Origin of the sequence: Micromonospora sp. NBC_00858, assembly GCF_045207365.1 — a bacterium.
In the GTDB taxonomy this organism is placed as follows: Bacteria; Actinomycetota; Actinomycetes; order Mycobacteriales; family Micromonosporaceae; genus Micromonospora.
Genome location: NZ_CP108828.1, coordinates 6,014,863 through 6,039,480 on the forward strand (window position 1 = coordinate 6,014,863; position 24,618 = coordinate 6,039,480).

Sequence of the window (24,618 nt, forward strand, 5' to 3'; positions counted from 1 at the left end):
CGACGGATGCACATCGGCCCCTGCGGGATTCCCGCAGGGGCCGCACCTTCTCGTACGTGTGTTCGATAGAGTCCGCCCATGGAGCAGCGAAAGCACTGGTGGAACGGGAAATGGGGGCGGTTGGCCCGGCGGGACGTGTTCCTCCGGGTGGACGCCGACCGGTGGCACGTCGAGCAGCGGGCCGGCGGCGCCGAGGGCATCTCCCGGTTCTACGAGTACGGCAGTGCGGACGAGGCCGAGGAGACGGTCCGGGCCCTGCTCGACGGCCCGGACGCCTGGCGCGAGCTCTCCCCACGCCCGCCCGGCGGCTGGACCCTCCCGAACAGCTGAGTGGGCGGACGGTCTGGGCGGGCCGCCGGGTGTGTGCCGCTGGCGTCGCGGTCCGTCGCCCGCCACCGTTACTCCGGGCACTGAAGGCGGTATCGCTTTCGACGGTGATGCGCTGCCGCTGCAGCGCTGGCTGAGCGTGGGGCGGGTTGGCGACGGCGTTTAGCGGCGCACCGCCCCGGGAACCGCGGTGGGATGGACCAGCAGGACAAGCAGCAGGCGACCATCTCGCGGATCACCACCGGCATGCCGGTGATCGACGCCGCCGGCACCGAGGTCGGGACCGTGGACCTCGTCCAGCGAGGTGACCCGAACGCGGTGACCGTGCAGGCGCCGACCGCCGACCCAGGCAGCAGCCTGGACGAGCTGATCGAGGCGACCGCGGTCGAGGAGCCGGGTGTTCCGGCCGATCTGGCGGCGCGGCTGCTGCACAGCGGCTACCTGAAGGTCTCCACCGAGCTGACCCGCACCGGGGCGGTCTACGTACCGGCCGACCGGATCGGGTCGGTGGCCGACGGCCGGGTCCTCCTCGCCGTGGGCGTGGCCGACCTGCCACCCGAGGAGTGATCCACGGCCGTCCTGGCCCGAGTGGATCTCTCTGCGGCGGGTGGACGACGGCGGAAGAGCAGCAGCATCAGGCAGCCGGCGACCAGCCCCCAGAACGCGCCGCCCACACCGATCAGCGTCACCCCCGAGGCGGTCACCACGAAGGTGACCACGGCGGCCTCCCGAGCGCCTGGATCGGCCACCGCCGAGGCGAGCGCGGTGGCGAGCGCCCCCAGTAGCGCCAGCCCGGCGACCGCCTCGATGAGGATCGGCGGGGCGACCGCGACCAGCGCGGTGGCCACACCGGCGCCCAGCCCGAGCAGGGCCAGGCCGACGCCGGCGGTGACCGAGGCGACCCACCGGCGCTCCGGGTCCGGGTGGGCGTCGGGGCCGGCGGCCAGCGCGGCGGTGATCGCCGCGAGGTTCACGGCGTGCCCGCCAGCCGGTGCGGCCAGCAGGCTGGCCAGGCCGGTGGCCCGCAGCGCGGCACCGAACGGCGGGCGGTAACCGTAGCCGACCAGCACCGCCATCCCGGGTACGTTCTGCGCGGCCATGGTGACCAGGAACAGCGGAAGGGCGAGCCCGACCAGCGCGGACGCGTTCCAGGCCGGCGCGGTCAGGGTGACCGACGGGGTCAGCGCGGCACCGGTCAGACCGGCCGGCGGTGCGGTCAGCGCGATCGCCGCCACCGCCACCAGCAGCGCTCCGGGCACCGCCCAGCGGCGGGCGAACCGGTGCAGCAGCAGCCAGCCGACCACCACCGGGCCGGCCACCGTGGGCAGCTCGACCAGCGCGCGGACCGGCGCGGTGCACAGCGGTAGCAGCACCCCGGCGAGCATCGCGCCGGCCACCGGCTTCGGGATGGCGGCCACCGCCCGGCCGAGCGGCGGGAACAACCCGGCCGCCACGATCAGCAGCCCGGAGACAACAAACGCGCCCACCGCGACCGGCCACCCGCCCGGCGGCGGGCCCGTCGCCACCAGCAGCGCCGCGCCCGGCGTGGACCAGGCAACGCTCATCGGCACCCGGTGCCGCCAGCCCAGCCAGGCGGCGGCCAGGCCGCACGCCACGCAGAGCGCCAACAGCCCGGAGGCGGCCTGCGCGTCGGACGCGCCGGCCGCCCGGAGCCCGGCCAGCACGACGGTGAACGAGCTGGCGAAGCCGACCAGCGCGGTCACCGCGCCGGCCAGCACCGGTTGCACCCGTCCGGCCATCCGATCCCCCCGACTGTTCCGTTTACGGAACGACAGCGTGTAGCACGATAGCCGGATGCCGCACCCACCACCAACCCGCCGTCCCGGCCTCGACGTGGATCCCGCCGTCGTGGGCCGCCGGGTCCGCGCCCTGCGCGAGGAGCGGGGGATATCGCTGTCCACACTGGCCCGGCTCGCCGGCATCGGTAAGGCCACGCTCTCCGGCTTGGAGCACGGCACCCGCAACCCGACCCTGGAGACGCTCTGGGCGGTCACCGCGCAGCTCGGCGTACCGCTGACCGCCGTACTGGCCGAGCCGACCGCCGCGCCCACCATGCACGGCAGCGCCGTCAGCGCCACCCTGCTGGAGGTGTTCACCGAGGCCGACGCGACCTACGAGCTGTACCGGATGAGAGTCGCGCCCGGGCCGGGGCAGCTCTCCCCCGCCCACCACCCCGGGGTCACCGAGCACGTCACCGTCTTCGCCGGAGTGCTGCGCGCCGGCCCGGCCGACGCGCCGCTGACCGCCCCGGCCGGCGGTCACCTTCGTTGGGTCTCCGACGTGCCGCACAGCTACGCGGCGGTGGGCGACGAGGAGGTCGCCGCCAGCCTGCTACTGCGCTACCCACGCCGCTGACCCGCGTCCCCCAGGGGCCGCCATGGCCCCGCCGAGGGTGACTCAGCGGTCCACCGGGGCCGGCCCCGGCAGCCGGTGCCGGACCGCCCAGAGCGCCACCTCGGTCCGCGACGCCGAGCCGGTCTTGCGCAGCAGGTTGGACACGTGCACGGTCACCGTCCGCACCGAGATGCCGAGCGCCTTCGCGATCTGCTTGTTGGACATCCCGGCGACCAGGCAGCCGAGCACATCGACCTCCCGACCGGTCAGCTCCGGGTCGACCGGTGGGACGACCTCCGACACCGGAGCGGCCGGTGCCGCCGGTGAACGTGGTCCGGGCAACCGCCGGAACAACACTTCCGGGCCTTCCCCGCCGTGCGCGGCCAACAACTCAGTCAGGGCGTACGGGTTGCCGCCGGTACACCGCCAGACCAAGGCGACCAGCCGACCGGACGGGTTGCTGCCGGCGTACACCTGGGTCAGCACCTCGGCGACCTCGGCCGGGCGCAGCGGGCCGAGGTGCTGGCGGACGGCACCGCGGACCCCGCAGAGCCGGGCCAGCGCGCGGCTCGTGAGCTCCGGTGCCACCGCGTCGGCCGGCGGCCTACTGGCCACCACCAGCAGGGCTGGCAGGTCGGCAACGGTGGCCAGCTCGCCGATCAGGTTGACGCTGGCCGGGTCGAGCGCGTGCAGGTCCTCCACCACCAGCACGGCCGGGCCGGCACCGATCAGCAACTGGACGGTCCGCACGGCGAGGCGGAGCAGGGTGCCCGGCGCGTACCGCTCGCGGGGCGCGGTGGGCTGCTGGGCCAACCAGGCCAGCGCGTCCGGCGGCAGGGCGAGCCGGCTGGTGTCCCGACCGGTCAGCACAGCGGCCAGCCAGTCGTACGGGGCGGGACCGTGCACCCGGGCGGCGCCGGAGAGAACCACCGCGGGACGCGGCGTGAAGGCGTCCACAGCGGCAGTGACCAGCAGACTCTTACCCACCCCCGCTGCGCCGGTGATCACCGCGACGGCCGCCGACGGCCGGCCGACGGTCGCCACGGCGGACCAGGCCCGGTCGAGCTCGGCGAGCTCGCCGGCGCGTCCGACCATGGACACCGGCATCATTTCTCAACCCTACGTAGTAGTGCGTAGAGACGGCGGTGGGGTGTTCTTGGCAAACTTGACCCCATGACGCTCATCCTCCGCTCGGTCATCCTCAACGACATCGGACTGATCCGGACCAACAACGAGGACTCCGCCCTCGCCGGTGACCGCCTGATCGCCGTCGCGGACGGCATGGGCGGGCTGCCCGCGGGTGAGGTGGCGAGCGAGATCGTGATCCGGATCCTGGACGAGTTGGCCCCGCCGACCGAACCCGACGCAGCCGCCGACGCCCTACGCGCCGTGGTCAGCACCGCCAACCAGCGCATCCATGCCGCCATCGCCGTCGACCCGGCCCGCGAGGGGATGGGCACCACGCTCACCGCGGCGCTGCTGGCCGCGGAGACGCTGGTGCTGGCCCAGGTCGGCGACTCCCGCTGCTACCTGCTGCGCGACGGGGAGCTCACCCAGCTCACCAGGGATGACACGTTCGTCCAGGCGCTCGTCGACCAGGGCACGCTCTCTCCCGAGCAGGCCCGGCACCACCCGCAGCGGTCCCTGGTGACCCGGGCCGTGCAGGGCGCCGACACCCCACCGGCGGTCGGCGTGCTCACCGTCGTGCCCGGCGACCGGCTGCTGCTGTGCAGCGACGGCCTTTCCGACTACGTCGAGGACGAGGCCATCGCGGCGACGCTGGGCATGTACGCCGACCGCCAGCAGTGCGGCGAGCAGTTGGTGAAGCTCGCCCACCACGCTGGCGCGCCGGACAACGTCACCGTCGTCGTCTCCGACGTCATGGCCCGCTGACGGGTTCGCGCAATCCGGTTGCGGCCGGTGGTGGCGCCGGTTGGGATGGGCTGATGACCATGCGCCGGGTGACCGCCGATGAACGCCTGACCACCAGCTTCCCGCTGGCCGCGTACGCCTTCGAGTCATCGCCGCTCGGCGCGGCCCGCACCGAGGAGTTCCGCGACTACCTGCCCTATCAGTCGGGCAACCGGACGCTGATCGTCGAGGAGGGCGGCAGCACGCTGGCCGCCGCCTCGGCCATCCCGATGCGGCAGAACCTGCGCGGGGTGGTGCTGCCGATGGCCGGCGTGGCCGGGGTGGCCACCCATCCGCTGGCCCGCCGGCAGGGACACGTCCGGACGCTGCTGCACCAACTCCTGGACGAGATGCGCGACGAGGGGCACCCGCTCAGCGCGCTCTACCCGTTCCGGCCCAGCTTCTACGCCCGGTTCGGCTACGTCGGGCTGCCCAAGCCGCGCACGGTCACCTTCAATCCCGCCGACCTGGGGCCACTGGTCCGCGCCGAACTGCCCGGCGAGGTGACCTGGGAGCGGATCCGCGCCGGTTACCCCGCGTGGCACGCGTTCACCGAGCTCTGCCTCCACCAACGCCACGGCTTCTCGGTCTTCCCCGACTACCGGGCCGTCGGGTTGCGCGACCGGGACGAGTACTGGCTGCTCACCGCCCGGGTGGACGGCGAGGTCACCGGCGCGGTCACGTACCGGATCGACGACCACGGCGGCGCGCTGATCGGCAACGAGCTGCTGTACGCCGACCCGCTCGCCCGTGCCCTGCTGCTGCAGTTCTTCGCTCGGCACGTCGACCAGGTCGAGCGGATCTCCGTCCAGGTCCCGCCGGACGAGCTGCCGGAGCTGTGGCTCACCGACCTGGCCGTGCACGTCGAGGCGCGGGCGGCCCGACCGGGCTCGTCCGCCCCGATGGCCCGGCTACTGTCGCTGGACGCGCTGAGCGGGCTGCCCGCCGGGCCGGGCCGGGTCCGCATCGAGCTGACCGGTGACCGGTGGCTGGCCGGCAGCCACCTGCTGGACGGCACGACCGGGTCGCTGGAGCTGGTCGGTGGCGCGGGCGGCTCGGCGCCGACCGCCACGCTGACCGCCGCCGGCCTCTCCGCCCTGGCGTACGGGGTGCTGGATCCCGCCGAGCTGCCGTTGCGCGGGCTGGGCGAGGTGCCGGTGGACGCCGCCGCGGAGCTGCGCGGCATCTTCCCCCGCCGGGTGCCGTACCTCTTCGCCGACTTTTAGCAGCTGGTTAAGCCGGCATGGCGAATTCGCCGGACGCCGTCCCGGCTCCTAGCATCACGGGGTGCGCATGACGTCGCTTGCCGCCCTGCTCGTCCTCGGTGTCGCCACCGCGACCCTGCCCGCCTGCGCACCCAACGACCCGGCACCAGTCTCGCCGCCCGACTCGTCGGCCCAGCCGGCGGCGCTGTCGACCGGTGAGCAGGGCGTCGCGCCGGCGGGCCGGGACGGCCTCGGCGGCCCCGGGGCCAGCGCGAGCCCCAAGCCGGCCACCAAGGCGCTCGCGGCCGGCAACCCGAACGGCAACGCCACCGTGCCGGCCGAGGGGCGGGCGGTCGACACCTCGAAGCCGACCCGGACCATCGGCACCGGCACCCCGGCGAGCTGCACCTCCGCGGCGGTGGTGAAGGCCGTCGCCGCCGGCGGCGTCATCACCTTCGACTGTGGACCGGCCCCGGTGACGATCAAGATGGCTGCCACCGCGAAGGTCCGCAACGCCAACGGGCCGAAGGTGGTGCTGGACGGCGGCGGCAAGGTCACGCTCAGCGGGCAGGGGAAGCGCCGCATCCTCTACATGAACACCTGCGACAGCGCCCAGGGCTGGACCACCTCGCACTGCCAGAACCAGGACCACCCGCAGCTCACCGTGCAGAACCTGACCTTCGCCGACGGCAACTCCACCGGGGACAAGGTCGAGGGCGGCGGCGGTGGGGCGATCTTCGTACGCGGCGGGCGGTTCAAGGTGGTCAACTCGCGCTTCGTCCGCAACCGCTGCGACCGTACCGGCCCGGACCTGGGTGGCGCGGCCATCCGGGTGCTCAGCCAATATGAGAACAAGCCGGTGTACGTGGTGAGCAGCACCTTCGGCGGTGCCGCCGGCCAGGGCGGCTCCTGCTCCAACGGCGGCGCGCTGAGCAGCATCGGTGTCTCCTGGGTGGTGCTGAACAGCGTGCTCAGCCACAACGAGGCGATCGGCAGCGGCGCCAACCCCGCCAAGTCCGGTACGCCCGGCGGCGGCAGCGGCGGCGCGATCTACTGCGACGGCAACGGGTTCACCGTGCGGATCGCCGGCACCATCATCGAGAACAACAAGGCCAACGAGGGTGGCGGCGCGATCTTCTTCGTCAGCAACAACCGCACCGGCACCATGGCGATCGAGAAGTCCACCCTGCGCCGCAACCCGAGCGGCAAGTTCGAGACCCGCGGCTTCCCCGGCATCTTCTTCCTCGGCGCCCGCAACCCCACCGTCAGCGGCTCCAAACTGAGCTGACCCCGGCGTACCTCAGTAGGGGTTGCCCTGGCCGGCCGGCCGGGCGCGGAGCAGACCGGCCGGGCGACCGGGAAGGTCCGACGCACCGGACATCGGCGGGCTGCCGGTGTGGCCACCGTCGGCCATCCCGGCGAACAGTTCCTTGAGCGCGGTCAGCGCGTCAATCTTGGGCTGCCAGCCCAGCTCGGCCTCCGCCCGCTCGCTGGACATCAGCGGCGCGTTCAGGCCCAGCTCCACCCAGCCCGCGTCGACCGGCTGCAGCCGCGCCCGCCAGGTCAGCGCCGCCGCCGCACGCAGCACCGGCGCGGCGACCGGCACCGTCCAGCCGTGGAAGTGCCGAGCCACCAGCTCCGGAGTCAGCACCGGGTCCGCGGCGACGTTGAAGGCACCGCGTGCGTCACCCAACACCGCCCGGGTGTACGCATCAGCCACGTCGTCGGCGTGCACCGCCTGCATCCGCAGCCGGCGGTTGGTGGGCACCAGCGGGATCCGGCCGAAGCGCAGCAGCCGCACCGGTGCCAGCGGGCCGAGGAAGTAGCGGGTGATCTCCACGCCGGCGTCCCGCTGGAAGATCAGCCCGGGTCGTAGCCGCACCACCCGGAGCGTCGGATGGTCCTGCTCGATCCCGTCCAGCAACGCCTCCACCTCCGCCTTGTGCTCGCTGTACGACGAGCCGGGCACCCCGGTGGCCGGCCAACGCTCGCTGACCGGGTGGTCCTTCGGGCCGGGCGCGTAGGCGCCGACCGATGATGCGTACACCAGCGCCGGCACGCCGGCCCGGACCAGCGCGTCGAACACCGCCCGGCTGCCGTCGACGTTGGTCCGGCGCAGCACCCGCGGGTCGTGGCTGGGCTGGATCTGCCAGGCCAGGTGCACCACCGCGTCCGCACCGGCGAACACCTCGGCGAGTTTTCCGGCTGCGCTCGGCGCGCCGATGTCGCAGGAGTGCCACTCCACTTGGTCGTACGGCTCGCCGGCCCCCGGCACGGGCAGCCGCCGGGCCACCCCGACCAACTCCACGCCCTGCTCCTTGCCCAACCGGCGCAGCAGCGCAGTACCGACGTTGCCGCTCGCCCCCACCACCACGATCCGCATGTCCGACCCCGTACCCACCCAGCCGCCCGCCAACCACCCACCCCGGCGCGGCCCGGCGCGGCTTGATCCACTCCACATCCCCGACAAAGGGCCATCCAGCGCGTCGGACACCGCCGGGTCGCCGATCTGGTGATGATCAGGTGCGGCAAGCATCGGCCAGCCGTAGGCATCGACGGCCGGCCGGAAGCCAAGAGTCGTTGGCGCTCACCGTCGGGTAACCTGAGCGCGCGGGCCGCTAGCTCAATGGCAGAGCTGTGGACTTTTAATCCATAGGTTCAGGGTTCGAGTCCCTGGCGGCCCACCAATGACCCCTTCTGAGCTGCAAGAACGCTGACCGGAGATCATCCGGCACAACAGGGGCACAACTCAGGTCGGATCTTGGTCGGTGGAAGCCTTCCGCCGCTTGCCGCCTGCCTTCCGCAGGAGGTCGCCGACCAGGCCGCGCGGGCGATCCTTCTTCGGCAACCAGTGGACGTAGGTCTCCAACGTGATCCGCAGGTTGGCGTGCCTCAGCGCCTTCTGCACCTCTTGAGGCTCGACGCCGTTACTCATCAACGTCGTCGCGAAGAAGTGGCGCAGGGAGTGGAAGGTGCCTTCCTTCGGCCATCCGGCCGCCTCGCGCCAGTCCGCCCACAATTCCGACCAGTAGGTGTCTGTCAGCAGCTTGCCCCGGGACGAGGTGAACAGGACCGCCACCGAACGAGTCCGCCGCTCCCCCGCTGTGATGTCGGGAAGCGCGAACTCGACAGATCCGACCTCACTGACGTGAGCCGCCAGTTCCTCAGCGACCACGGCATCCAGGTCCACCGTCCCAGTGGAACCGCTCTTGGGCGTCGATAGGTAGAAGCCGCCGAAGTGCTCCGGCGAGTGCCGCAACTGCTGGACAACATGCAGCTCTCCCGAGTCGTAATCCACGCAGCGCGACCCATCCTCCAGGCCCAGGACCTCTCCGAGACGAAGCCCTTCCCCTGCTCCCAGCCAGATAGCCGCCCGGAAACGACGCGGCACCACCTCGACGAGCTTGAGCACCTGGTCGCCGGTCGGGACCCACTTCGGTGCCCGCGAAAGACCGCGCAGAATCTGAGCGAGCTTGACTCCGTCGCAGGGGTTGTCCGGAATCGCCTTGTCGATAACGGCCGCGTTCATGATGGTCTTGAACAACCCGAAATACAGGCTTACCGACGACTTCGGGGTGCCGTTGTCGAGTAACCGGCTCAGCCACGCCAGCACGTCAGTCAGATTGATCGAGCGGATGGGCCGGTCACCAAAGACAGGTAGGAGGTGCTTCCGCAGATTCTGCGGGATACGCCGCCGCGTTTCCGTGGCCCAGCCCGACTCGCGCGATTCCCTCCACCGCTGCGCGTAGTCAGCGAAGGTCAGCCGCACCTCTTCCCGCCCTACATGCACCTCTGGCGCTGCCCCTGATCGGCACTGTAAGTCGAAGACGTCCGCGTCGCGCTTGAGGTGGAACAGCTTCTCGCGGTCTTGGTTGTCTGCGTCGCTGTAGCGCACCCTCCAACGCCGCCCCCGACCGTGCCGCTTCGACGGGATCGGTTTCTTCGTCTCCGAGTCGCGTTCCTTGAGGAACCACAGGTCATCGATAGGCATGTCAGGCCGCCCGGTCTTGCAGCCAGGCACGGACGTCCGCCGGGTCATAGCGCAGGTGGCGGCCGACTTTGAAGGCACGTGGTCCTATGCGGCGGTGTCGCCACTGGTAGAGCGTGCCGACGGGTACGCGGAGGAATGCAGCCGTCTCAATCACCGACCACAGCTCCGGCGATGCGATCAAGACAGGTTGAGTCACGGAATCCCCCTCCTGATGGCTGTCGTCGGATTGCAGCTGTCGCCGGTCGGTACCGGATCGCGGGTTGCGCATCGGGTTGGCCTCCTGGATCTATGCGGCGGGCGTAAGTGAGGACTGGGCAGCGAGTTCGTGGGCGATTTCTTCGCGGCCGGTGGCGTGTCGGGCGCGTGCCATCGCGGCGGCGGTGTTGGCGAGGAGGGCGTCTCCGGTGGTGTGCCAGCCAACGCCGGCGAAGGTGAGGGTGCCGACGATGAGCGGGGTGGTGTCGTCGAGGTGGTCGACGGCCCGGAGGGTGTTGGGTTGCTCGTCGGCCTGGTACTCGTGCTCGTGGCGTCGGAAGCTCATGCGGGTGTTGCGCAGGAGTTGGAAGGTGACGGAGTAGCGGCGGGCTTTGGTGAGGAAGTGGCCGCCGTAGCCGAGCATGTGTGCCCATCGGCGCAGCCGGGCGTATGAATTGGTCGTCGCCGGTTTCGCGGGTTTGGCGTCAAGGCTGGCTTGACGGTCAGCGACGCAGGTGGGGCAGGCGGCGTAGCGGGTGGGGGTGCCGCAGTCAGCGCAGGTCCAGCGGTCGACGAAGCCAGGTGTAGGCCGTGGGTCGCGGGGCCGCTCGGACAGCGGGACGGGTGTGCTGGTAGGTCGGCCGATGCGCCAGCAGGCGTCGATGAGGCGGGCGGTGTGGTCGCCGTCGGGGTCGGCGTAGTCGCCGATGGACTCGGCGTCGAGCCTGACGGAGCGGTGCCCGGTTACCTCGGTGCTTTTGGTGGCGTACTTGGCAAGGTAGCCGGCGACGAGGCTGTCGGTGACCTCTCCCGCGCCGCTGGTGGTGATGGGCTCCAGGTCGAGCTGCGCGCCCCAGGTGATCGACCAGCCGCCGGCCCGGTCCGGGTGCGGCGGGGTGGTGAAGGCGATCTGCGTGGCGGCGTGCCGCAGCGCGTCGGCCAGGTCGTCGACGGTGAAGCAGGACGGCGGCGGGACGATCGCGTCCGGGTCGGCGGGGTTGACGCCGTCGAGGCGGGCGATGGCGTGGAAGTGGACCGCCGCGCGGGCTTGAAGCTCGGCGACCTTCCCGGGTGAGAGCCGGACCGGGGCGACTTTTCGGGTGTTACCGGAGGCGGTAACCACTTCAACGGAGGGGATGCCGCGCTGCCGGGCGAGGTGGGCCAGGTGGCGTTCCGCGGCTTGCTTGGTGCGATGCCACAGCTTGCCGGAGAACAGGTTCCACACGACCTGGTGGTCGTGGTCGTAGCAGTCCAGGCACAACGGCCGCCCGATCACCATGTCGCCGGACTCGTGACGTGCCCAGCAGACGGCGGGCCGGCCGTGGACGCAGATGCCAGCGGTGGGGCCGGTGGTGCGGCGAGCGTGACACGGTTCGGCGCGGCAGTCGCAGCGTTTGCGGTTGACGCAGGTGTGCCGCTTGACCACGCGGACGTGCACAGCGCCGAAGGACGGGGCGGTGAAGGTGGCGAACACCGCCGGATGTGCGGCGACCGTCTCTGGGATGCCTTTGCCACCGACGAGGCCGGCGCGCAGGAGCTGGTAGGCGTCGCGTTGGTAGGTCTGGGCGCAGGCAGGACAGACAGCCGCCCGTCGGTTGCCGCACGCCTTGTAGATCGCGGCGTCGGGCATGTGGTCGGTGTGTCGGGAGTCGAGGAGTCGGCCGGTGGCGGGTTCGACGGTGAGGAGCTGCCCGGCCAGCCGGATTGGGCGGGTGCAGCCGGCGGCGGCGCGGACGTGTTCCAGCCAGCCGAAGTAGTTGGGTTGTTGGGAGCGCAGGAAGGCGGAGCCGGCGGCGGTGTAACCGACGAACGGGATGGTGTCGGCGTTCGAGCCCACACCCCGGGCCGTAGCGCGGGGTGTGAGGTCCAGCGTCGAAGCCATCAGCCGACAACCTCGTGGTGTCGGTTCGTGATGGTGTGTTGGGTGACGATGATGCGGCAGGCGCCGCACTGGCGGTCGGCCGGTTCGTGCCGGTGGCACGCGATGGTGGCGGTGATTTCGCCGCAGCGGATGGTGACCGGGGTGCGGCAGGGTCCGCCGGGGATGACGTCGATGACGGTGCGTCGGGTGTCGTAGGGGTGCGGCTCGGCGAAGGCCGGGCAGGTGTGGAAGGTGTAGTCGATGTCAACGACGTGGATGGTCATCGGGCACCACCGACGGGGGTGCCGTTCACTGTGGCCGGGGTGTGGCCGTTGATGGAATGCAGCAGTTCCCGGGCGATGCCAGGAGTGACCGAGAGCAGGGCGGCGAGTTCGTCGGCGGTGATGGGTTGGCCGTGGCTCTGCTCGTGCTGGCGGATGGCGAAGCGGGCGGTGGGCATCAGGTGCGCCGGAACCTCAGGCCGAGTGACCGGAATCGGGGTGAAAGCGGGTGCCTCGATGGCGGCCGGGATCGGTGCCGGCGGGGTGTCGACGATCGGCGCGGTGGCCGGGGGGAATTCGACGGCCGGCGGAGGCGGGGTGTCGTCGGCGTTGGTGTGGACGGGTTCGCCAGCCGGATTGGTGTCCTCGGCGTCGGTCTTGACGGGGGCGAGGACGAGTTTGACCAGGGCCATGAAGGCCAGGGCGGGGACGGCGGATAGGAGCCAGCCTGAGGGTCCGACGTGGCCGACGGCGACGCCGAGTTGCGCGGCGAGGGAGAAGCCGGCGAAGACGATGAGCAGGGTCATCGGGTAGCCGATGCTTGCGCCGGTGCGCTTGCGACGTCGGATGGTCAGCAGGGAGGCGACGGGGACGAGTTCGGAGATGACGGCGTTGGCCCAGCCGAACCAGCCGGGGGTGTTGTCGGGGCTGTTGGCCATGGTCCAGTCGTGGACGTGGGTGAAGGACGCGGCTCCGGCGGCGAGGCCGACCAGGACCACGATGGCGACCAGGGCGTGGCCCTCCCAGCGGGCGGCCCGAGTAGCGGGCGCGTTAGTGGTGGCCATGGGGAGTCACCTCCCGGCTGGTGTCGCGGTCGACGAGGTCGACGACGCCAGAGCAACCCCGGCAGAACAGCGGGGCCAGGCCGATCACGGCCATGTTGTTGAGGAAGCAGGGGATGCAGGTGAAGTCGGCGGGGAACAGCCCCTCGCCCTCGCACCGGGGGCAGACCGGCAGGCAGGCGGGGCAGGGCTTGAAGACGGGGCCGAGGATGTCGTGGATGCCGGCAGGGGTGTTCTGCTCGATGCACCACAGGCAGGAGTCAGCAAGGTTGAAGCTCACGACGGGTTCCCTTCGTGGCAGTCGAGGCATTCGCCGTAGCGGCGGGGGATGTAGTAGGGCTTGATCTGCTGGCAGACGCGGCAGGTCCGGCGGGCGCGAAGCGCTTTGGCGATGGCTTCCCGCTGGGCGGGTGTGGCGGTGCGCTTGGGTGCGGCCAGGTCGAGGCGGTAGAGGTAGGCAACCCGGCGGTTCTTGCGGTGACGCCAATAGATCTGGGCGACCGGGGTTTGCCCTGCGGGGCGCAGGCCGGCGGCGCGGAGCTGCCGCACGGTGGCCAGGCCGTCAGGGGCGCAGTGGTAGGGGAAGGTGGGGAACCCGTAGCGGGTGCCGAGCGGGTCGTAGAACTCGACCCGAATGCCGGTGCGATCGGCCAGGTTGTCCAGGTCGACGCTGCGAAGGTCGGTCACGGCCGCTCACCGCCCCAGCGCTGCTGGGCGGCTTGCTTGGAGATGCCCAGTCGGGTACCGATCTCCGACCAGGAGTAGCCGAACGCGCGAAGGCCGATCACGGCCTCTCCGATGGCGTCATCGATGACGGATGAGAGGGCGACCAGGTCGCGGAGTGCTTCGACGTCGCCGGTGGCGACGCGGCGACCGTGAGCGCGGATGATCCGGCGGCCGAACGCGGCGAACTCGTCGTTCTCGACCACGGTGCGGCGCTTCTGCCGAGGCACGCTCGTCAAGGGCTTCTTGACGGTGCTCATCGGTTCTCGCCTTCCTCGCTGTTGAGGGAGTCCCACTCGTCGGCAGCCGCCGTGAGGGCGGTGATGACCTGCTCGGCGGTGCGGGCCGGGTCGTCGTTCCAGGAGTAGGGGGAGGTGTGCTCGTCGGTCAGGTAGCCGTCGGTGTCGACGAGGAAGACCGGCGCGGTGGTGTCGAGGTAGTCGACGAACACCCCGAGGGTGGCGAGGTAGTCGGCCAGAGAGTCGGGGTCGAGCTGTGAGAAGTGCTCGACGCGGTAACCGGCGCAGGCGATGCCGATGGCTCCGGCGGCGCAGGCCGGCGGGGTGAGGTAGTCGGCGGGTTCGTAGATGTCGTAGTAGCTGCCCTGGGTCCAGCCGTGCCGGCGCAGGTAGAGGGCAGCCATTCGCAGCAGGTCAGCGGGTGTGACCAGTGCTGCGGTGGGTGGATTTTGGGTAGCCTTCATGGCAGCCACGTCCTTTCATAAGGGCTTGGTGGGAGGTCGGCAGGACCGGCAGTTGCTGCCAGGCGAAGTCCCGGTCCTGTCGGCCGTTTCAGGTGGTGCGCAGCCGCAGGTAGCGGCGGTGGCGGTTGTCATCACCGCCCATGCGGGTCGGCGGGGACGCGTAGACGAGTCGGCCGCTGGCCGAGGCGACGCGGATCATGGCGGCGATGTCCTCAGGACGGCCGATGACCCACAGTTCGGTGTATTGCGCGGCCCGCTGGTTGTTCGCGCGGGCGTAGGTGCGCTCTCGGGTGGTCATGCCGCCATCTCCCACTCGGTCGGGTTGACCGTCGGGGTGCCGCTGGTGGGGCGGCGGGTCCAGGCGGCGTAGTCGGCGATGTTGTAGATGTCGGTGTCGGTGAGGTAGGCGGCCTTGATGCGGCGGGGAACGCCGCCTTCGGCCAGGAGGTAGGCCGCGCCCTGGTTGGTGGGCGAGATGTCGGAGGCGGTGTAGCCCTGCTCGGCCCAGCCTTGACCGAGGATGATGTTCGAGCTGTTCAGCGAGGTGCACCGGAACGCGGCCCGGTAGCCGAACAGGTCCCGCAGACTGGCGGGGATGATGTCCCACGACGGGCGCTGAGTCGCGGCGACGACGGGCATCCCGCAGGCCCGGCCGAGGGAGACGAGCCCTCGCAGGAGGGTGGAGAACTCTTCCTGTTGCTGCTTGGTGCCGAGCACCGTGGAGAACATGGCGAGTTCGTCGATGATGGTGACGATGACGGACATGCCGTCGCCGTCGGCGAGCTTGCGGCGCCGGTTGGCCAGGAGCCAGGCGTAGCGGTTGGTGGCCACGACCAGGAGGCGACGCAGGACGTCGATGCCCTGGTCGATGTCGGGGCCGATGAACGCGTCGGCGAGGTCACGCCAGGGGCCGAGTTCGACGAGTTTGGCGTCGAACAACACGAGGCGGGTGTTGTCGCACAGGGCGGCGTGGCCGCAGATGTTGTTGATCAGGCCGGATTTGCCGCCGCCGGGTTCGCCTGCGGTGAGCAGGTTGCGGTAGATGACGTCCAGGTAGACGGGTTGGCCGAACTCGTCGATCCCGATGAAGATCGGGTCGAACATCGACAGGCCAGGACCCACCGGCACCGCCTCAGCGGTGGTGGGAATCGTGGTGGTCATGAGGTGCCCTCCTGGGCGTTGTGGGCGCGAGGAGCCACACGAACGAGCCGCAATGGCTCCTCGCGTCCCGGGATGGGTGTGGGTCAGATCCAGTCGGACGTGTCGTCGTCCGGCACGGACGACGCAGACGAAGCCGCGGGCTTGCTGCCGTTGGCCGTAGTAGCCGGGGCCGGCTTCTTGCCGGCGGGCTTGCCCTGGGTCGGGAGGGTGATCGTCGGAGCGTCGACGTCCGGCAGGTCCAGGGCGGTGGGAACCGTCAGCGGCGATGCCGAGACGGGAGCGGCCGGGTCGATCACGTCGACCAGCGGGGAACCGACGTGGGCGGTCAGCACCTCACGGCGTTTGATGTCGAACCGCAGGTAGGCGGCGTTGTTCTCCGAAGCGCGCTCGATGAGCACGGTGGAGGCGTGGCAGGTGACCGCGATCTTGTCGAGGCGGCCTTCCAGGTCCTTGGCGGACAGGCCAGGCCGGAGGTAGACCCAGACCCGCTCGCCGACCGGGGTGGGGCGTGCCCACAGGATCAGTGGCAGGCTGCCGGACTGGTTGGCGATGATGAACTGCGCGAAGCACACACGCAGCCGATGCCTCACCACGAGACACCAACCCCAGGCGATGACCTGCCGGCGGACCGGGCGGATGGCGGCGGGAACGCCGACGACCAGGGCGACCACGAGCAGGGTCACCACGGTCGGGGTGTGGTTGGCGAGCTGCACCCACGCGGTGAGCAGCAGAACACCGAGGATGGTTTCCGGGGTCCACCACCACAGCAGCCGGATCACCGGCCAGATCCGGACGAGCACCCAGACAAGCCCACCGGTCGGTACGCCGATGAGCGCGCCGACGAAGACGGCGAGGATCGGGTGGATGTAGGAAGCGGCCACCACGGCCGAGAGAAGGCCGACGATGACCGCCGTGAGGATGAACGCCATCTTGGCGTTGCGGGCCGAGGAACGGTGGACCTTGGCCTCGATGACCGTCACCGTTCCGGTTGACCTGCCGCCGAAGCGGCGGGGGCTAGACTTGGACACGACGAGTCCTCCCAAGCACATTGGGTCGGATGAGTTGGAAGGCACGGGGTCGGGTGATGTAGGAGTCAGACCGACCCCGCGCCAGCTCTTACGGGGATGCCACCACCACAGGTGATGACCAGGCCGGGAATGTAGGAGTCAGAAGCACTCCCGGACCCATGTTGTGGATTGGTTCAGCGGACCATCAGGCCGCTTCGCGAGCCACGGACACCAGCGGCTCACACAGCACAGCGGTGCGAGGGACCTACTTGGCCGGAGAACCAGTCTTCGGCTTCAGCGAGACCGCCCGGAACGCGACGCCGTTACGCCCGTTGGTCGCCCACGGAATGGCCTCCAGCTGCTCGACGGCCAGGAAGTCGCCCACCTTCACGCTCGGCTTCTCTCCCGCCGTGGTGATGGTGATGACCTCCCCGCCGTTCTCGTCGAGCACGAAGACCTGGGTAGACCACATGAGCCGGCCCGTGTTCTTCTCGGACTTCTGATTGCCGTTCTGGTCGTTCTTCGGCTCCGGGTCCTTCGACGCCGTCACCTGCTTGCTCGTGGTGTCCACGTACAGCTTCAAGGCTGTCTCCTTCTGCTGGGGCACCGTTCGTCGGTGCACTCCGTCGTCATCATGTCTTCATGAAGACGTGTAGACAACGTACGACGGTGAATGTCTCGCGTCAAGACTTCATGAAGACCTAAACTCGGTGGTGACGCGAAGGAGTGTTGAGCCGTGGCTAAATGGGAGCGAATCGCCGCAGACTGGCGGGAAAAGATCCATTCCGGCGAGCTGGCACCGGAATTCAAGCTGCCGAACGAACAGACGTTGAAGGCCGATTACGAGGTCAGCCTTCCGGTTGTGCGGCAAGCCCTGGACGCCCTAGAGGCCGAAGGGCTGGTAGATCGTCGCCACGGACGAGGCACGTTCGTTCGGGCACCGCGCCAGCGTGTGCGGCGATCGCCGGAGCGGTACCAATGGGAGAAGGACCGAGCGCGGCTACCCGAGTCCCAGAGACGTCGCACGGGCGCGACGGAACGCGACACGGGACTGACCATGCAGGACCTTGAGTTCTCGGCGGAGTACCGGACCGTTCCTGCGACCGTCGAGCTTGGCCGACTGTTCAGTGTCCCGGTGGGTGCCAAGATGCTTGAGCGCGTCTATCGAACAGGTTCACGACGAGAGAACGCGCCATTGAGCCTCAACACCTCTTACATGGTGTACGACGTCGTCGCCGAGAATCCAGCGCTGCTTGATGCTCACAACGAGCCATGGCCGGGCGGAACGCAGAACCAGCTCTTCAGCATCGGGATCGAGCTAGATCGGATCGTGGACGAGATCACTGCGCGGCCTCCGGGGCCGGAGGAAGCCGAGGCGTTGAAGCTGCCGCCGGGCGTCTCAGTGCTGATCCTCCGGAAGATATCTATCGACACAAGCGACTGTGTGGTCGAGGTGTCGAACGTCGTTTTACCAGGTGACCGAACTGAGTTTGTTTACACAACGAAGCTGGCGAGGTGGTCGGAGTGAGAAAACTGATCTCTGTAGTCACCCCGGTCCACGGGCCGAGCATCCCCTATCTTGCGGACTCCTACGAGTCACTGCGGGCGCAGGAGATGCCCGACGGTTGGAGCTGGGAATGGCTGGTGCAGGAGGATGGCCGTACCGGAGATGTCGAGGCCGCTCTACCCCAAGACTCGCGCGTCCTGGGCGCGACCGGCAAAGCGGGTGGCCCTGGAGTCGCCCGCAACATGGCGATGGCGCGGAGCCGGGGCTCACTACTGCGGGTCCTAGATGCCGATGATCAGCTCACACCTGGCGCCCTCGCACGCGAGATCGAGGTTCTTAGCTCTCGCCCTGACATTGGGTGGACAACCTCAAGCGTTCTTGACCTGATGCCTGACGGGTCAACGGTCAGTTGGCAGCATGCCGACCCGGCGGGAGGCAGACTCGACCGGGCCGAGGTGCTTTCCTACTTTCACGACAACGGCTATCGGCTACCCGTGCACCCAGCAACGCTCTGCATCCGACGGGACCTCTCGCTTGCGCTCGGTGGCTGGATGGCCCTACCCGGCGGCGAAGACACCGGCCTACTGCTCGCAGCCTCAGTAGTTGCCGACGGGTACTTCATCGACGAACCGGGGTTGCTGTACCGGAAGCACCCGGGCCAGATCACCGCCCAGGCGGACTGGACGGCAACCGCGGAGTGGCAACTCCGCATGCAGCTCATCGAGTCTCGGGCGATCGCGCTGCGATCCCTCCTCCTGCCCAGCGCCGCCTGACTTGCGCAGCGCCTGGCGGTCGCTCGCACGAAGGGCAGCCGGACTGCCGGCGTGTGGCCCGACAACTGACGTGCGACACATCTCCGCAACGTGATGCGCGACAGCGCGATGAATCTAGGGGCACATCGGTGCGCCTCGGGACGCGCGGATCTGCCGAAATGAGGATGTTCGCCGGCGGGTGCTCGGGCACTATGACGGCATGTCATCGGAACATAGTGCGTACGTTCCCAACGAGTTGTTGGGTCGGCTCGTCGGGTTCCGTCTCTTCTCGGTCCAGTTCGTCATGGACTATGTTCAACTGCGCTTCGATGGTCCGACGAAGGACATGCCGGTCCTCAACTGCGATGTGTTGCCGGTTGTGGAGATGCAGACGGGCCTGATCGCTCCCGGCCAGGTGGGCTACGCCGACGCCCTGCGAGCGTTCATTCCGGGCCATGTTGTTGCGACCCTGGAGCAGACAGGCCGTGGCCTCAGGATCGAGTTCGACAAAGGGGCGATCGTGTTGCATCCCGACATCGAAGATGTTCTCCCCGGACCGGAGATCGCCTTGTTGGACGGCTTCGAAGACAGGCGTTGGATGTGCTGGCGCCCCGGAGAGGTGTCATTCGAAGACGTTGTCTGACGCACCCTCATGCCGCGATCCGCGCGCATGTCGCAGATCAGTTGGCTGACGTGTGTCGCGCATCAGTCGACGGAGGACAGCCGGACTGCCGGCGATGTTGTGCAAAGTTTCTGTACGTCTTCAAGGCGGCCCGAGACGGGCCGCACGCGCCGCCGCCTGGGCGCGCGTCCGTCGCTCCGCTGGCGCTCCGACTCCGGCCACGCAACATGCCCGCGGCTGGCGCGAAAGCGGGAGCCCAAGGGGCCGCCGCAGAACGACAGACCGTTGACCGGCGGGGTGGTGGGCCGGCAGCCGGCCGGGCCGCGCGGCCACGAGCCCGCGCGGCGTGGGGAGCGCACGCACGGCCGCGTCGGCGAGCTGGCGGCGGTCGCGGGGTTGCGGTTAGTGCGCCTCCGGCGGGGGCGCTTCGGCTCCAGGATGGCCGGGGGCTCCGTCGGCGGGTCACGGTCCGCGGGTGGTTGCGGTAGCCATCCCGCCTGCCGTCGCCCCGGGCAAGCCGAGCAGACCACCGCCCGACCCGCCAGCGCCCGTACGAGCCGTCAAGGTCCGCTTGACATGGCGGGCCGGGCGGTAGCCCGCTCCCCAGAAGGGCGGGTCGATGGCAGACGGGATGGCAGGACGCTAACTAATCGTCATCCTCTAGCTCGCCAGTCGAGTCGAACATTGAGCCCTGCTGGTACTGCTGGCGTCTAGGAAGTTGGACTAGCTCCAAAGCCGACGGCTCGTATAGCCAGTACATCTGGCCTTCCCTGGACTGACGGCCGGATACTCGTATCGCCTTGCCCTCAATATGTGCCTGAATTGCCACATCGTAGGCGTCGTGGGGAATGCGAACTCGGATCTTATTGGCGGGTGACCCCTCAATGACGTTCAGTCGGATCACACCGACCGATCCCGGACTCGGCCTGTCGAGGAGCGTGACCGTGCCTAGTACGGTCACGTCGGACGGGGGCTCTGTTTGTGCGTATAACGTCGATGCTCGCGTCAAGGCCGGGATATCAGGCGGCTCGAAGGTAACCGAAACCGGCTGCCTGAGCTCCGAGTCGCCCTGCATGGCATGCCACGATACAGACACCTCTGCACCATTGGAGCGTTCTACAAGACCAGTCAAGGATCGAGAAAGCTCGTACGACGCGCCATATTCGATTGCGTCCGTGAAGATTGCCACCGAACTGTGACGCCGGAAGTGGTCGACGGCATCGCGTGTTGCGCTTAAGGCCGTTACTAACGTCTCAGCGACAGCCCTACCATTAAGTGGGGTGGTCAGGCCGGGTATTTCGAGGGTTGATCCGGTAATATCCTCAGTAGGCGTTAAGGCTGTGACAACATAGCTACCAAGCTCAGTTTGACCCATCCGCACGGCTTCGAGATAGGCTTTAGCCGACGTTCTGTGACGTGCCCCGAAGTAGGCTAGGCGTTGCCGCTCCGCCTTCGCGGCGGCTTCTAACGCGCGTCCTGCGGCCTGCACCAGGGATTGACCAGAGGGCCACGGTATGGACCCGTGGGGGGTCGGCACATCCTTACGAAAACGCACCTTGTCGCCGACAACTGCGACATCGAGCTCCGTCAGAAGTTGGACCTCGCCAAGTCCAAGACGGGCCGCCGTTCCTCCTACAGCAACACGAAGGAGGTCCTCGTAGTCCTCCATTGCTGAGTTTAGAGGCACTATAACACTGTTGGTGCTATCGCTTGCCACCTCAGCCAGCCTGGTATACAAGCCTTCACGGCCACCAACGCGACTCCAGCCACGCTGCTCTAGATAAGTCAGGAGGCTTGCCGCGCTTATCCACGAACCCTTGAGTTCAAATACGTCCGAAGGTGCAGTCACGGCTTTCCTCCCTTCCCAATCCGCTCCATCATCCCACATAGTGAAAGATCGTCAAAGACTTGGTTGGTCGGAATGCGTACCGAAGTTTTTTCTACCCCCGTGACTGGATGATTTTCAAGATTGACCCAGTAGGCACAGTGGCGAATCGTGAAGTCGCTAGGCGAAGCCTTCACCCAACTGGCGAGCTCACGTGGCAGAATCATCACCACTAGAATGCTCGGGATTGTGACGGGAGATCTCGCCAACTTTTTCAGGTGAGCATTTTCTAAGACGAAAGGAAAAGTATCACCAAGCTCCGAATGGGAAATTTGATAGGTGCTCTTAAGCTGAATCCGCAGCAATGCCTGAAAATCGTCCGTATGACTTTCGCTCGCGTGGTGAACCATCCAATCGATACCCGGATCGGGATCGGGCTTGCTTAATGAGCAGCGGGCAGCGGCAGCTATCGCACGTAGAACGCCGTCTTGTAGCTTCTCCATGCATTGCTTTACGTCGAGGTTGCCGCGTAAGGGAAGCGCATTGGCCGGATAGGTTGTCAACCTGCCCCCTTACTGATTGGAGTTGGTTCGTTTCGCACTGTACCTACCGGGCCTTTGATCCGAAAGACCTAGCGGTGAGGGGTCCTGTCCCGGGGCCGCCGCTGGGCCGTCTGGGCCGTGCCAGGCCGGCAGATGCCGACCACCGTTGACCGACGACGACCAGCAGGGTCCCCTGAAACAGCAGGCCGAGCGCTTGTGCTAACGCCTGGACTGGTGGGCGACCGGCGAGTCGCCTGTACGCCGGATTCGGCGGCTCCAGCGGATCGGGTAGCTGACAGAAGACCTAGAAGCATGGCCTGGCGGGGATACGTTGCCTCGATGATCCCTCAAGGCTATGAGTTGTGGCTGTCCCAGCCAGCCGAGGAAGGCTCTGAGCGCGAGGTCGGCAGGGTAATCGGTTGGGAGCCCGACGGCCGCGAGTACGTACCGGTCGTCGCCGTCACCCTGCCTGACGGCTCGCTGCTGGGGGTTCAGAAGGCGCGGTCGGACCCTGACGGCTGCGTGCTGGGCGGCAATCGCGAGGAAGTCACCGAGGCGTAGCGTCACAAGATCCGGAACATGCGCGGAATGATCAGGCGTGCCCTTGGGCGGCCGGAGGATGTTCATCCTGGTAGGACGCAGGGTGCTCGTGCCAGCGCTAATCCCTTCCTAAACCGTGTGAGCCAGCGGCAGCCGAGGGAGAGCGCCAGCGAACTACTGGATCGAAACGCCTGGCACCGCGACCCCTTTGGCTGATGCGCGTGGACGAGGACGCTCAATACGGTCCGAAGCATGGGTTGGATCAAGGACGCCAAGGCCGCAGCCATTGCCAAGGAAGCGGCGCGTGCGATCGAGGAAGGCCGCAAAGTCTTCGTCGCGCGAGTCAACGTCGGCATGACTCATCATCTGATGTCTGGCAGTGTGCCTGGCTTCGCCGAGCAGATTGAGGCGGTCGAGGACGCTGGCTGGCGGCTGGACCAGATGAGCTTCTGCCAAGACGCGAAGGACAAACCCGAAGGTTACTTCCTCTTTCGGCGTGCGTAGCCACTCGACGGGCACAGATGGCCGTCCGCGCGGCGCGGGGCGGCAACCCCGGCCTCGGGAGGCAGCGAGGAGGCAGCAAGAGCCTTGATCCAGGTCGGTACCGAACGTCGAACGACGGCGGTGCGCACCTGCTCGACGGCCTAATCCGCTAGGAGCCGGCAGCAGTCGGCAACTTCGGTCCGCATCCCACAGACGGGGCTCGGGTGCGGCCGGTCTGTCGGGCAATCGACAGCGCCAGCAAGCGATGGGAGCGGCAAGATGGCGCGGTGAGGCTTGATCGCAAGACTGCGAAGCAGGTGATCGGCGCCAGCCTTCTGTTTGTGACGGCTGTACTGTGCTGCATCGCCGCTTGGGCCGTAGGAAACGCTCCAAGAAGCGGACCCGAGCGTCCCAAGGTCACGGACTGGATGCAAGCATGGGGCAGCATCGCCGGCGTGTTCGCTGGCTTGGCCGCCGCCGGAGCGGCCGGCGCACTCCTGATCCACGAGCGTCAGCAGGCACGTGAGGCGCGAGAGCAGCTGGCCGAGGATAGGCGGTCTGCGGACGAAAGTCGGGCGCGGCAGGTCATCACCGCAGGTCTGCGGTTCGACACAGTGGACGGGCACCTCACCTGCGCCTACATGGACATCTACAACTTCGGCAAGGAACCCATTCACAGCGTAGTTGCTACGGTGCTCCTTCCCAGGCATCGTGAGGTAGCCGCCGGAGGTGTGGAATTCGTTCCGCCCGGCGAGCGGATAACCGTGACCATCCCCTTCAATCCACCCCAGCCGTGCCTAGGACCATTCCCCGAGATGGAGCAGCAACTTTCTAAGGCGCTCATCTCATTCATAGACTCATCGGGGTGGTACTGGGAGCGCATCAACAACGAACGGCCCAAGCGCTCCCGTATCGAAAGCGGTGGCTTTGGCAACAGGCAGCGGCGTGCCGGGGGGATGGACTAACAAGATCATCGGGCACAAGCCGGGCACAACTGACGCCGACAAGGGCTGTCAACCGCTGCAAGGCAACATGAAACCGCACCCAGGTCGGGACGCCGATCCGCCCGATCTGAGATGATCCAGAGACCGCCCGAGGGGTTCAGGGTTCGAGTCCCTGGCGGCCCACTTCTTCGCAGGTCAGCGGCCCCGACCGGGGTCGCTTTCGCCGCGATCAGGGCCTGTTCCTGGGCTTGGCCGGCAACCAGCCAGCTCATGTTGAAACGATCCTCCACGCTCTCGACCTCTCCGTGGACGTGATCGGCGCGTCGCACGGTTGGGGCGTGGCGAAGCCGTCACCGGCCTTTTTCGAGCGGGTCATTCGCGAAGGGGCGATGCGTCTTCGATGCTGTACGTCGGCGATCGGCCCGACAACGATGCACGCCCGGCCAAGGAGGCCGGTATGAAGACGTGCCCGATTCGGCGCTCTCCGTGGGGTCACATCCTCGACATGCCAGCCGTGTCTGAGCAGTGCCTGTTCCGCATCGATTCGCTGGACGAACTCCAGAGCCTGGTTGCGAAGCACAACGCGGCAGGCAGCTAGCTCGCCGATAGTGCGGGGGGAGAGTGATCCGGCGCCGGCTGACCCGGCGGATGGTCACGGGCGAGGCGAGGCGGTCCCCTGTATTACCGAGGATCGCAACAGCCATCCGTACAGCCAAGCCCACCGGCATAGACAGCCCGAGGCCGACGGGAGGCGACACGGCGAGCAGGTCACCGGCACTCACAGAAGTTGGTCGGCAGCAGTCTCGATCTTTGCAAGGCAGGGGTTAGGGGTTCGAGTCCCATCCGCAGCCTGGCGCTGAAGTGAGGCAGTTGCTCTACTGATGCGATGAGCCCTCGTCCC

General features: G+C 68.4%; 31 protein-coding genes and 1 tRNA gene. 14 read left to right on the forward strand and 18 right to left on the reverse strand.

Annotation, left to right across the window (positions count from 1 at the left end):
• Positions 1 to 78: 78 nt before the first annotated feature.
• The gene (locus tag OG990_RS28030) at positions 79 to 330 is read left to right on the forward strand and encodes a hypothetical protein (protein ID WP_328422473.1); all 252 of its coding nucleotides are present in this window, start codon (positions 79 to 81) and stop codon (positions 328 to 330) included.
• A gap of 192 nt (positions 331 to 522) precedes the next feature.
• On the forward strand, positions 523 to 894 hold the full coding sequence (locus OG990_RS28035; RefSeq protein ID WP_386985834.1) for a hypothetical protein: 372 nt from the start codon (positions 523 to 525) through the stop codon (positions 892 to 894).
• On the opposite strand, the gene OG990_RS28040 is transcribed toward OG990_RS28035, so the two are convergent.
• Positions 807 to 2,087 carry a benzoate/H(+) symporter BenE family transporter gene (locus OG990_RS28040; protein WP_406077668.1) on the reverse strand — a complete coding sequence of 427 codons (1,281 nt, stop codon included), beginning with the start codon at positions 2,085 to 2,087 and terminating at the stop codon, positions 807 to 809. The genes OG990_RS28035 and OG990_RS28040 overlap by 88 nt on opposite strands.
• 55 nt (positions 2,088 to 2,142) lie before the next feature.
• Between OG990_RS28040 and OG990_RS28045 the strand changes: the two genes are divergently transcribed.
• Entirely contained in the window at positions 2,143 to 2,703 is a 561-nt protein-coding gene (locus OG990_RS28045; protein ID WP_406077669.1) for a helix-turn-helix domain-containing protein, read from the forward strand.
• A 42-nt stretch (positions 2,704 to 2,745) separates the two neighbouring features.
• Here the strand turns inward: OG990_RS28045 and OG990_RS28050 are convergent, their stop codons facing one another.
• Positions 2,746 to 3,792 (reverse strand): LuxR C-terminal-related transcriptional regulator, encoded by a 1,047-nt coding sequence (locus OG990_RS28050; RefSeq protein WP_406077670.1) that lies wholly within the window; start codon positions 3,790 to 3,792, stop codon positions 2,746 to 2,748.
• 63 nt (positions 3,793 to 3,855) lie between these two features.
• Here OG990_RS28050 and OG990_RS28055 point away from each other — a divergent pair, with 63 nt between their 5' ends.
• The 3 genes from OG990_RS28055 to OG990_RS28065 all read left to right on the forward strand — a co-directional run bounded on the left by OG990_RS28055 (position 3,856) and on the right by OG990_RS28065 (position 7,086).
• On the forward strand, positions 3,856 to 4,575 hold the full coding sequence (locus OG990_RS28055; RefSeq protein WP_386985840.1) for a PP2C family protein-serine/threonine phosphatase: 720 nt from the start codon (positions 3,856 to 3,858) through the stop codon (positions 4,573 to 4,575).
• A 53-nt stretch (positions 4,576 to 4,628) separates the two neighbouring features.
• Positions 4,629 to 5,819, forward strand: a complete 1,191-nt coding sequence (gene eis, locus OG990_RS28060) for a GNAT family N-acetyltransferase (RefSeq protein WP_355600788.1) — start codon at positions 4,629 to 4,631, stop codon at positions 5,817 to 5,819.
• Positions 5,820 to 5,886: 67 nt separating this feature from the next.
• Positions 5,887 to 7,086, forward strand: a complete 1,200-nt coding sequence (locus OG990_RS28065; RefSeq protein WP_406081910.1) for a hypothetical protein — start codon at positions 5,887 to 5,889, stop codon at positions 7,084 to 7,086.
• A gap of 12 nt (positions 7,087 to 7,098) precedes the next feature.
• On the opposite strand, the gene OG990_RS28070 is transcribed toward OG990_RS28065, so the two are convergent.
• A complete protein-coding gene (locus OG990_RS28070) occupies positions 7,099 to 8,181 on the reverse strand; it encodes an NAD-dependent epimerase/dehydratase family protein (protein WP_406077671.1) in 1,083 nt (360 codons plus the stop codon).
• A gap of 229 nt (positions 8,182 to 8,410) precedes the next feature.
• Between OG990_RS28070 and OG990_RS28075 the strand changes: the two genes are divergently transcribed.
• A tRNA-Lys gene (locus tag OG990_RS28075) sits at positions 8,411 to 8,485 on the forward strand.
• Positions 8,486 to 8,547: 62 nt separating this feature from the next.
• Here the strand turns inward: OG990_RS28075 and OG990_RS28080 are convergent.
• From OG990_RS28080 to OG990_RS28140, 13 genes are all read right to left on the reverse strand, one after another.
• Positions 8,548 to 9,789 (reverse strand): tyrosine-type recombinase/integrase, encoded by a 1,242-nt coding sequence (locus tag OG990_RS28080; protein WP_406077672.1) that lies wholly within the window; start codon positions 9,787 to 9,789, stop codon positions 8,548 to 8,550.
• A gap of 1 nt (position 9,790) precedes the next feature.
• The gene (locus OG990_RS28085) at positions 9,791 to 9,970 is read right to left on the reverse strand and encodes a helix-turn-helix transcriptional regulator (protein WP_406081911.1); all 180 of its coding nucleotides are present in this window, start codon (positions 9,968 to 9,970) and stop codon (positions 9,791 to 9,793) included.
• 105 nt (positions 9,971 to 10,075) lie between these two features.
• Positions 10,076 to 11,866 carry a replication initiator gene (locus OG990_RS28090; RefSeq protein ID WP_406077673.1) on the reverse strand — a complete coding sequence of 597 codons (1,791 nt, stop codon included), beginning with the start codon at positions 11,864 to 11,866 and terminating at the stop codon, positions 10,076 to 10,078.
• Complete coding sequence (locus OG990_RS28095) at positions 11,866 to 12,129, reverse strand: hypothetical protein (RefSeq protein ID WP_406077674.1); 264 nt, start codon at positions 12,127 to 12,129, stop codon at positions 11,866 to 11,868. Before OG990_RS28095 ends, OG990_RS28090 begins: the two co-directional genes overlap by 1 nt.
• A complete protein-coding gene (locus OG990_RS28100; RefSeq protein WP_406077675.1) occupies positions 12,126 to 12,911 on the reverse strand; it encodes a hypothetical protein in 786 nt (261 codons plus the stop codon). Before OG990_RS28100 ends, OG990_RS28095 begins: the two co-directional genes overlap by 4 nt.
• Complete coding sequence (locus OG990_RS28105) at positions 12,898 to 13,188, reverse strand: hypothetical protein (RefSeq protein WP_406077676.1); 291 nt, start codon at positions 13,186 to 13,188, stop codon at positions 12,898 to 12,900. The genes OG990_RS28100 and OG990_RS28105 overlap by 14 nt, the downstream gene beginning before the upstream one ends.
• On the reverse strand, positions 13,185 to 13,595 hold the full coding sequence (locus OG990_RS28110) for an RRQRL motif-containing zinc-binding protein (protein WP_406077678.1): 411 nt from the start codon (positions 13,593 to 13,595) through the stop codon (positions 13,185 to 13,187). The genes OG990_RS28105 and OG990_RS28110 overlap by 4 nt, the downstream gene beginning before the upstream one ends.
• Complete coding sequence (locus OG990_RS28115; RefSeq protein WP_406077679.1) at positions 13,592 to 13,891, reverse strand: hypothetical protein; 300 nt, start codon at positions 13,889 to 13,891, stop codon at positions 13,592 to 13,594. The genes OG990_RS28110 and OG990_RS28115 overlap by 4 nt, the downstream gene beginning before the upstream one ends.
• Positions 13,888 to 14,334, reverse strand: a complete 447-nt coding sequence (locus OG990_RS28120) for a hypothetical protein (RefSeq protein ID WP_406077680.1) — start codon at positions 14,332 to 14,334, stop codon at positions 13,888 to 13,890. The genes OG990_RS28115 and OG990_RS28120 overlap by 4 nt, the downstream gene beginning before the upstream one ends.
• A gap of 88 nt (positions 14,335 to 14,422) precedes the next feature.
• Positions 14,423 to 14,632 (reverse strand): hypothetical protein, encoded by a 210-nt coding sequence (locus OG990_RS28125; RefSeq protein ID WP_406077681.1) that lies wholly within the window; start codon positions 14,630 to 14,632, stop codon positions 14,423 to 14,425.
• Positions 14,629 to 15,495, reverse strand: a complete 867-nt coding sequence (locus OG990_RS28130) for an FtsK/SpoIIIE domain-containing protein (RefSeq protein WP_406077682.1) — start codon at positions 15,493 to 15,495, stop codon at positions 14,629 to 14,631. Before OG990_RS28130 ends, OG990_RS28125 begins: the two co-directional genes overlap by 4 nt.
• A gap of 83 nt (positions 15,496 to 15,578) precedes the next feature.
• Positions 15,579 to 16,475, reverse strand: coding sequence for a hypothetical protein (locus OG990_RS28135; RefSeq protein ID WP_406081913.1), 897 nt, complete (start codon positions 16,473 to 16,475; stop codon positions 15,579 to 15,581).
• 292 nt (positions 16,476 to 16,767) lie between these two features.
• The gene (locus tag OG990_RS28140) at positions 16,768 to 17,085 is read right to left on the reverse strand and encodes a hypothetical protein (RefSeq protein WP_088951025.1); all 318 of its coding nucleotides are present in this window, start codon (positions 17,083 to 17,085) and stop codon (positions 16,768 to 16,770) included.
• A gap of 153 nt (positions 17,086 to 17,238) precedes the next feature.
• On the opposite strand from OG990_RS28140, the gene OG990_RS28145 reads away from it, so the two are divergent.
• The 3 genes from OG990_RS28145 to OG990_RS28155 all read left to right on the forward strand — a co-directional run bounded on the left by OG990_RS28145 (position 17,239) and on the right by OG990_RS28155 (position 19,404).
• Complete coding sequence (locus OG990_RS28145) at positions 17,239 to 18,030, forward strand: GntR family transcriptional regulator (RefSeq protein ID WP_406077683.1); 792 nt, start codon at positions 17,239 to 17,241, stop codon at positions 18,028 to 18,030.
• The gene (locus OG990_RS28150; RefSeq protein WP_406077684.1) at positions 18,027 to 18,782 is read left to right on the forward strand and encodes a glycosyltransferase family 2 protein; all 756 of its coding nucleotides are present in this window, start codon (positions 18,027 to 18,029) and stop codon (positions 18,780 to 18,782) included. Before OG990_RS28145 ends, OG990_RS28150 begins: the two co-directional genes overlap by 4 nt.
• Positions 18,783 to 18,960: 178 nt before the next feature.
• Positions 18,961 to 19,404 (forward strand): hypothetical protein, encoded by a 444-nt coding sequence (locus OG990_RS28155; protein ID WP_406077685.1) that lies wholly within the window; start codon positions 18,961 to 18,963, stop codon positions 19,402 to 19,404.
• Between the two features lie 625 nt (positions 19,405 to 20,029).
• Here the strand turns inward: OG990_RS28155 and OG990_RS28160 are convergent.
• The gene (locus tag OG990_RS28160; protein WP_406077686.1) at positions 20,030 to 21,232 is read right to left on the reverse strand and encodes a hypothetical protein; all 1,203 of its coding nucleotides are present in this window, start codon (positions 21,230 to 21,232) and stop codon (positions 20,030 to 20,032) included.
• The gene (locus OG990_RS28165; RefSeq protein ID WP_406077687.1) at positions 21,229 to 21,771 is read right to left on the reverse strand and encodes a DUF4365 domain-containing protein; all 543 of its coding nucleotides are present in this window, start codon (positions 21,769 to 21,771) and stop codon (positions 21,229 to 21,231) included. The genes OG990_RS28160 and OG990_RS28165 overlap by 4 nt, the downstream gene beginning before the upstream one ends.
• A gap of 318 nt (positions 21,772 to 22,089) precedes the next feature.
• On the opposite strand from OG990_RS28165, the gene OG990_RS28170 reads away from it, so the two are divergent.
• The 4 genes from OG990_RS28170 (at position 22,090) to OG990_RS28185 (ending at position 24,315) form a co-directional block, all read left to right on the forward strand.
• Entirely contained in the window at positions 22,090 to 22,311 is a 222-nt protein-coding gene (locus tag OG990_RS28170) for a hypothetical protein (RefSeq protein WP_406077688.1), read from the forward strand.
• Positions 22,312 to 22,542: 231 nt separating this feature from the next.
• Positions 22,543 to 22,794 carry a hypothetical protein gene (locus OG990_RS28175; RefSeq protein WP_406077689.1) on the forward strand — a complete coding sequence of 84 codons (252 nt, stop codon included), beginning with the start codon at positions 22,543 to 22,545 and terminating at the stop codon, positions 22,792 to 22,794.
• Between the two features lie 266 nt (positions 22,795 to 23,060).
• Positions 23,061 to 23,738 carry a hypothetical protein gene (locus OG990_RS28180; RefSeq protein WP_406077691.1) on the forward strand — a complete coding sequence of 226 codons (678 nt, stop codon included), beginning with the start codon at positions 23,061 to 23,063 and terminating at the stop codon, positions 23,736 to 23,738.
• A 379-nt stretch (positions 23,739 to 24,117) separates the two neighbouring features.
• Entirely contained in the window at positions 24,118 to 24,315 is a 198-nt protein-coding gene (locus OG990_RS28185; RefSeq protein WP_406077692.1) for a hypothetical protein, read from the forward strand.
• Positions 24,316 to 24,618 lie beyond the last annotated feature (303 nt).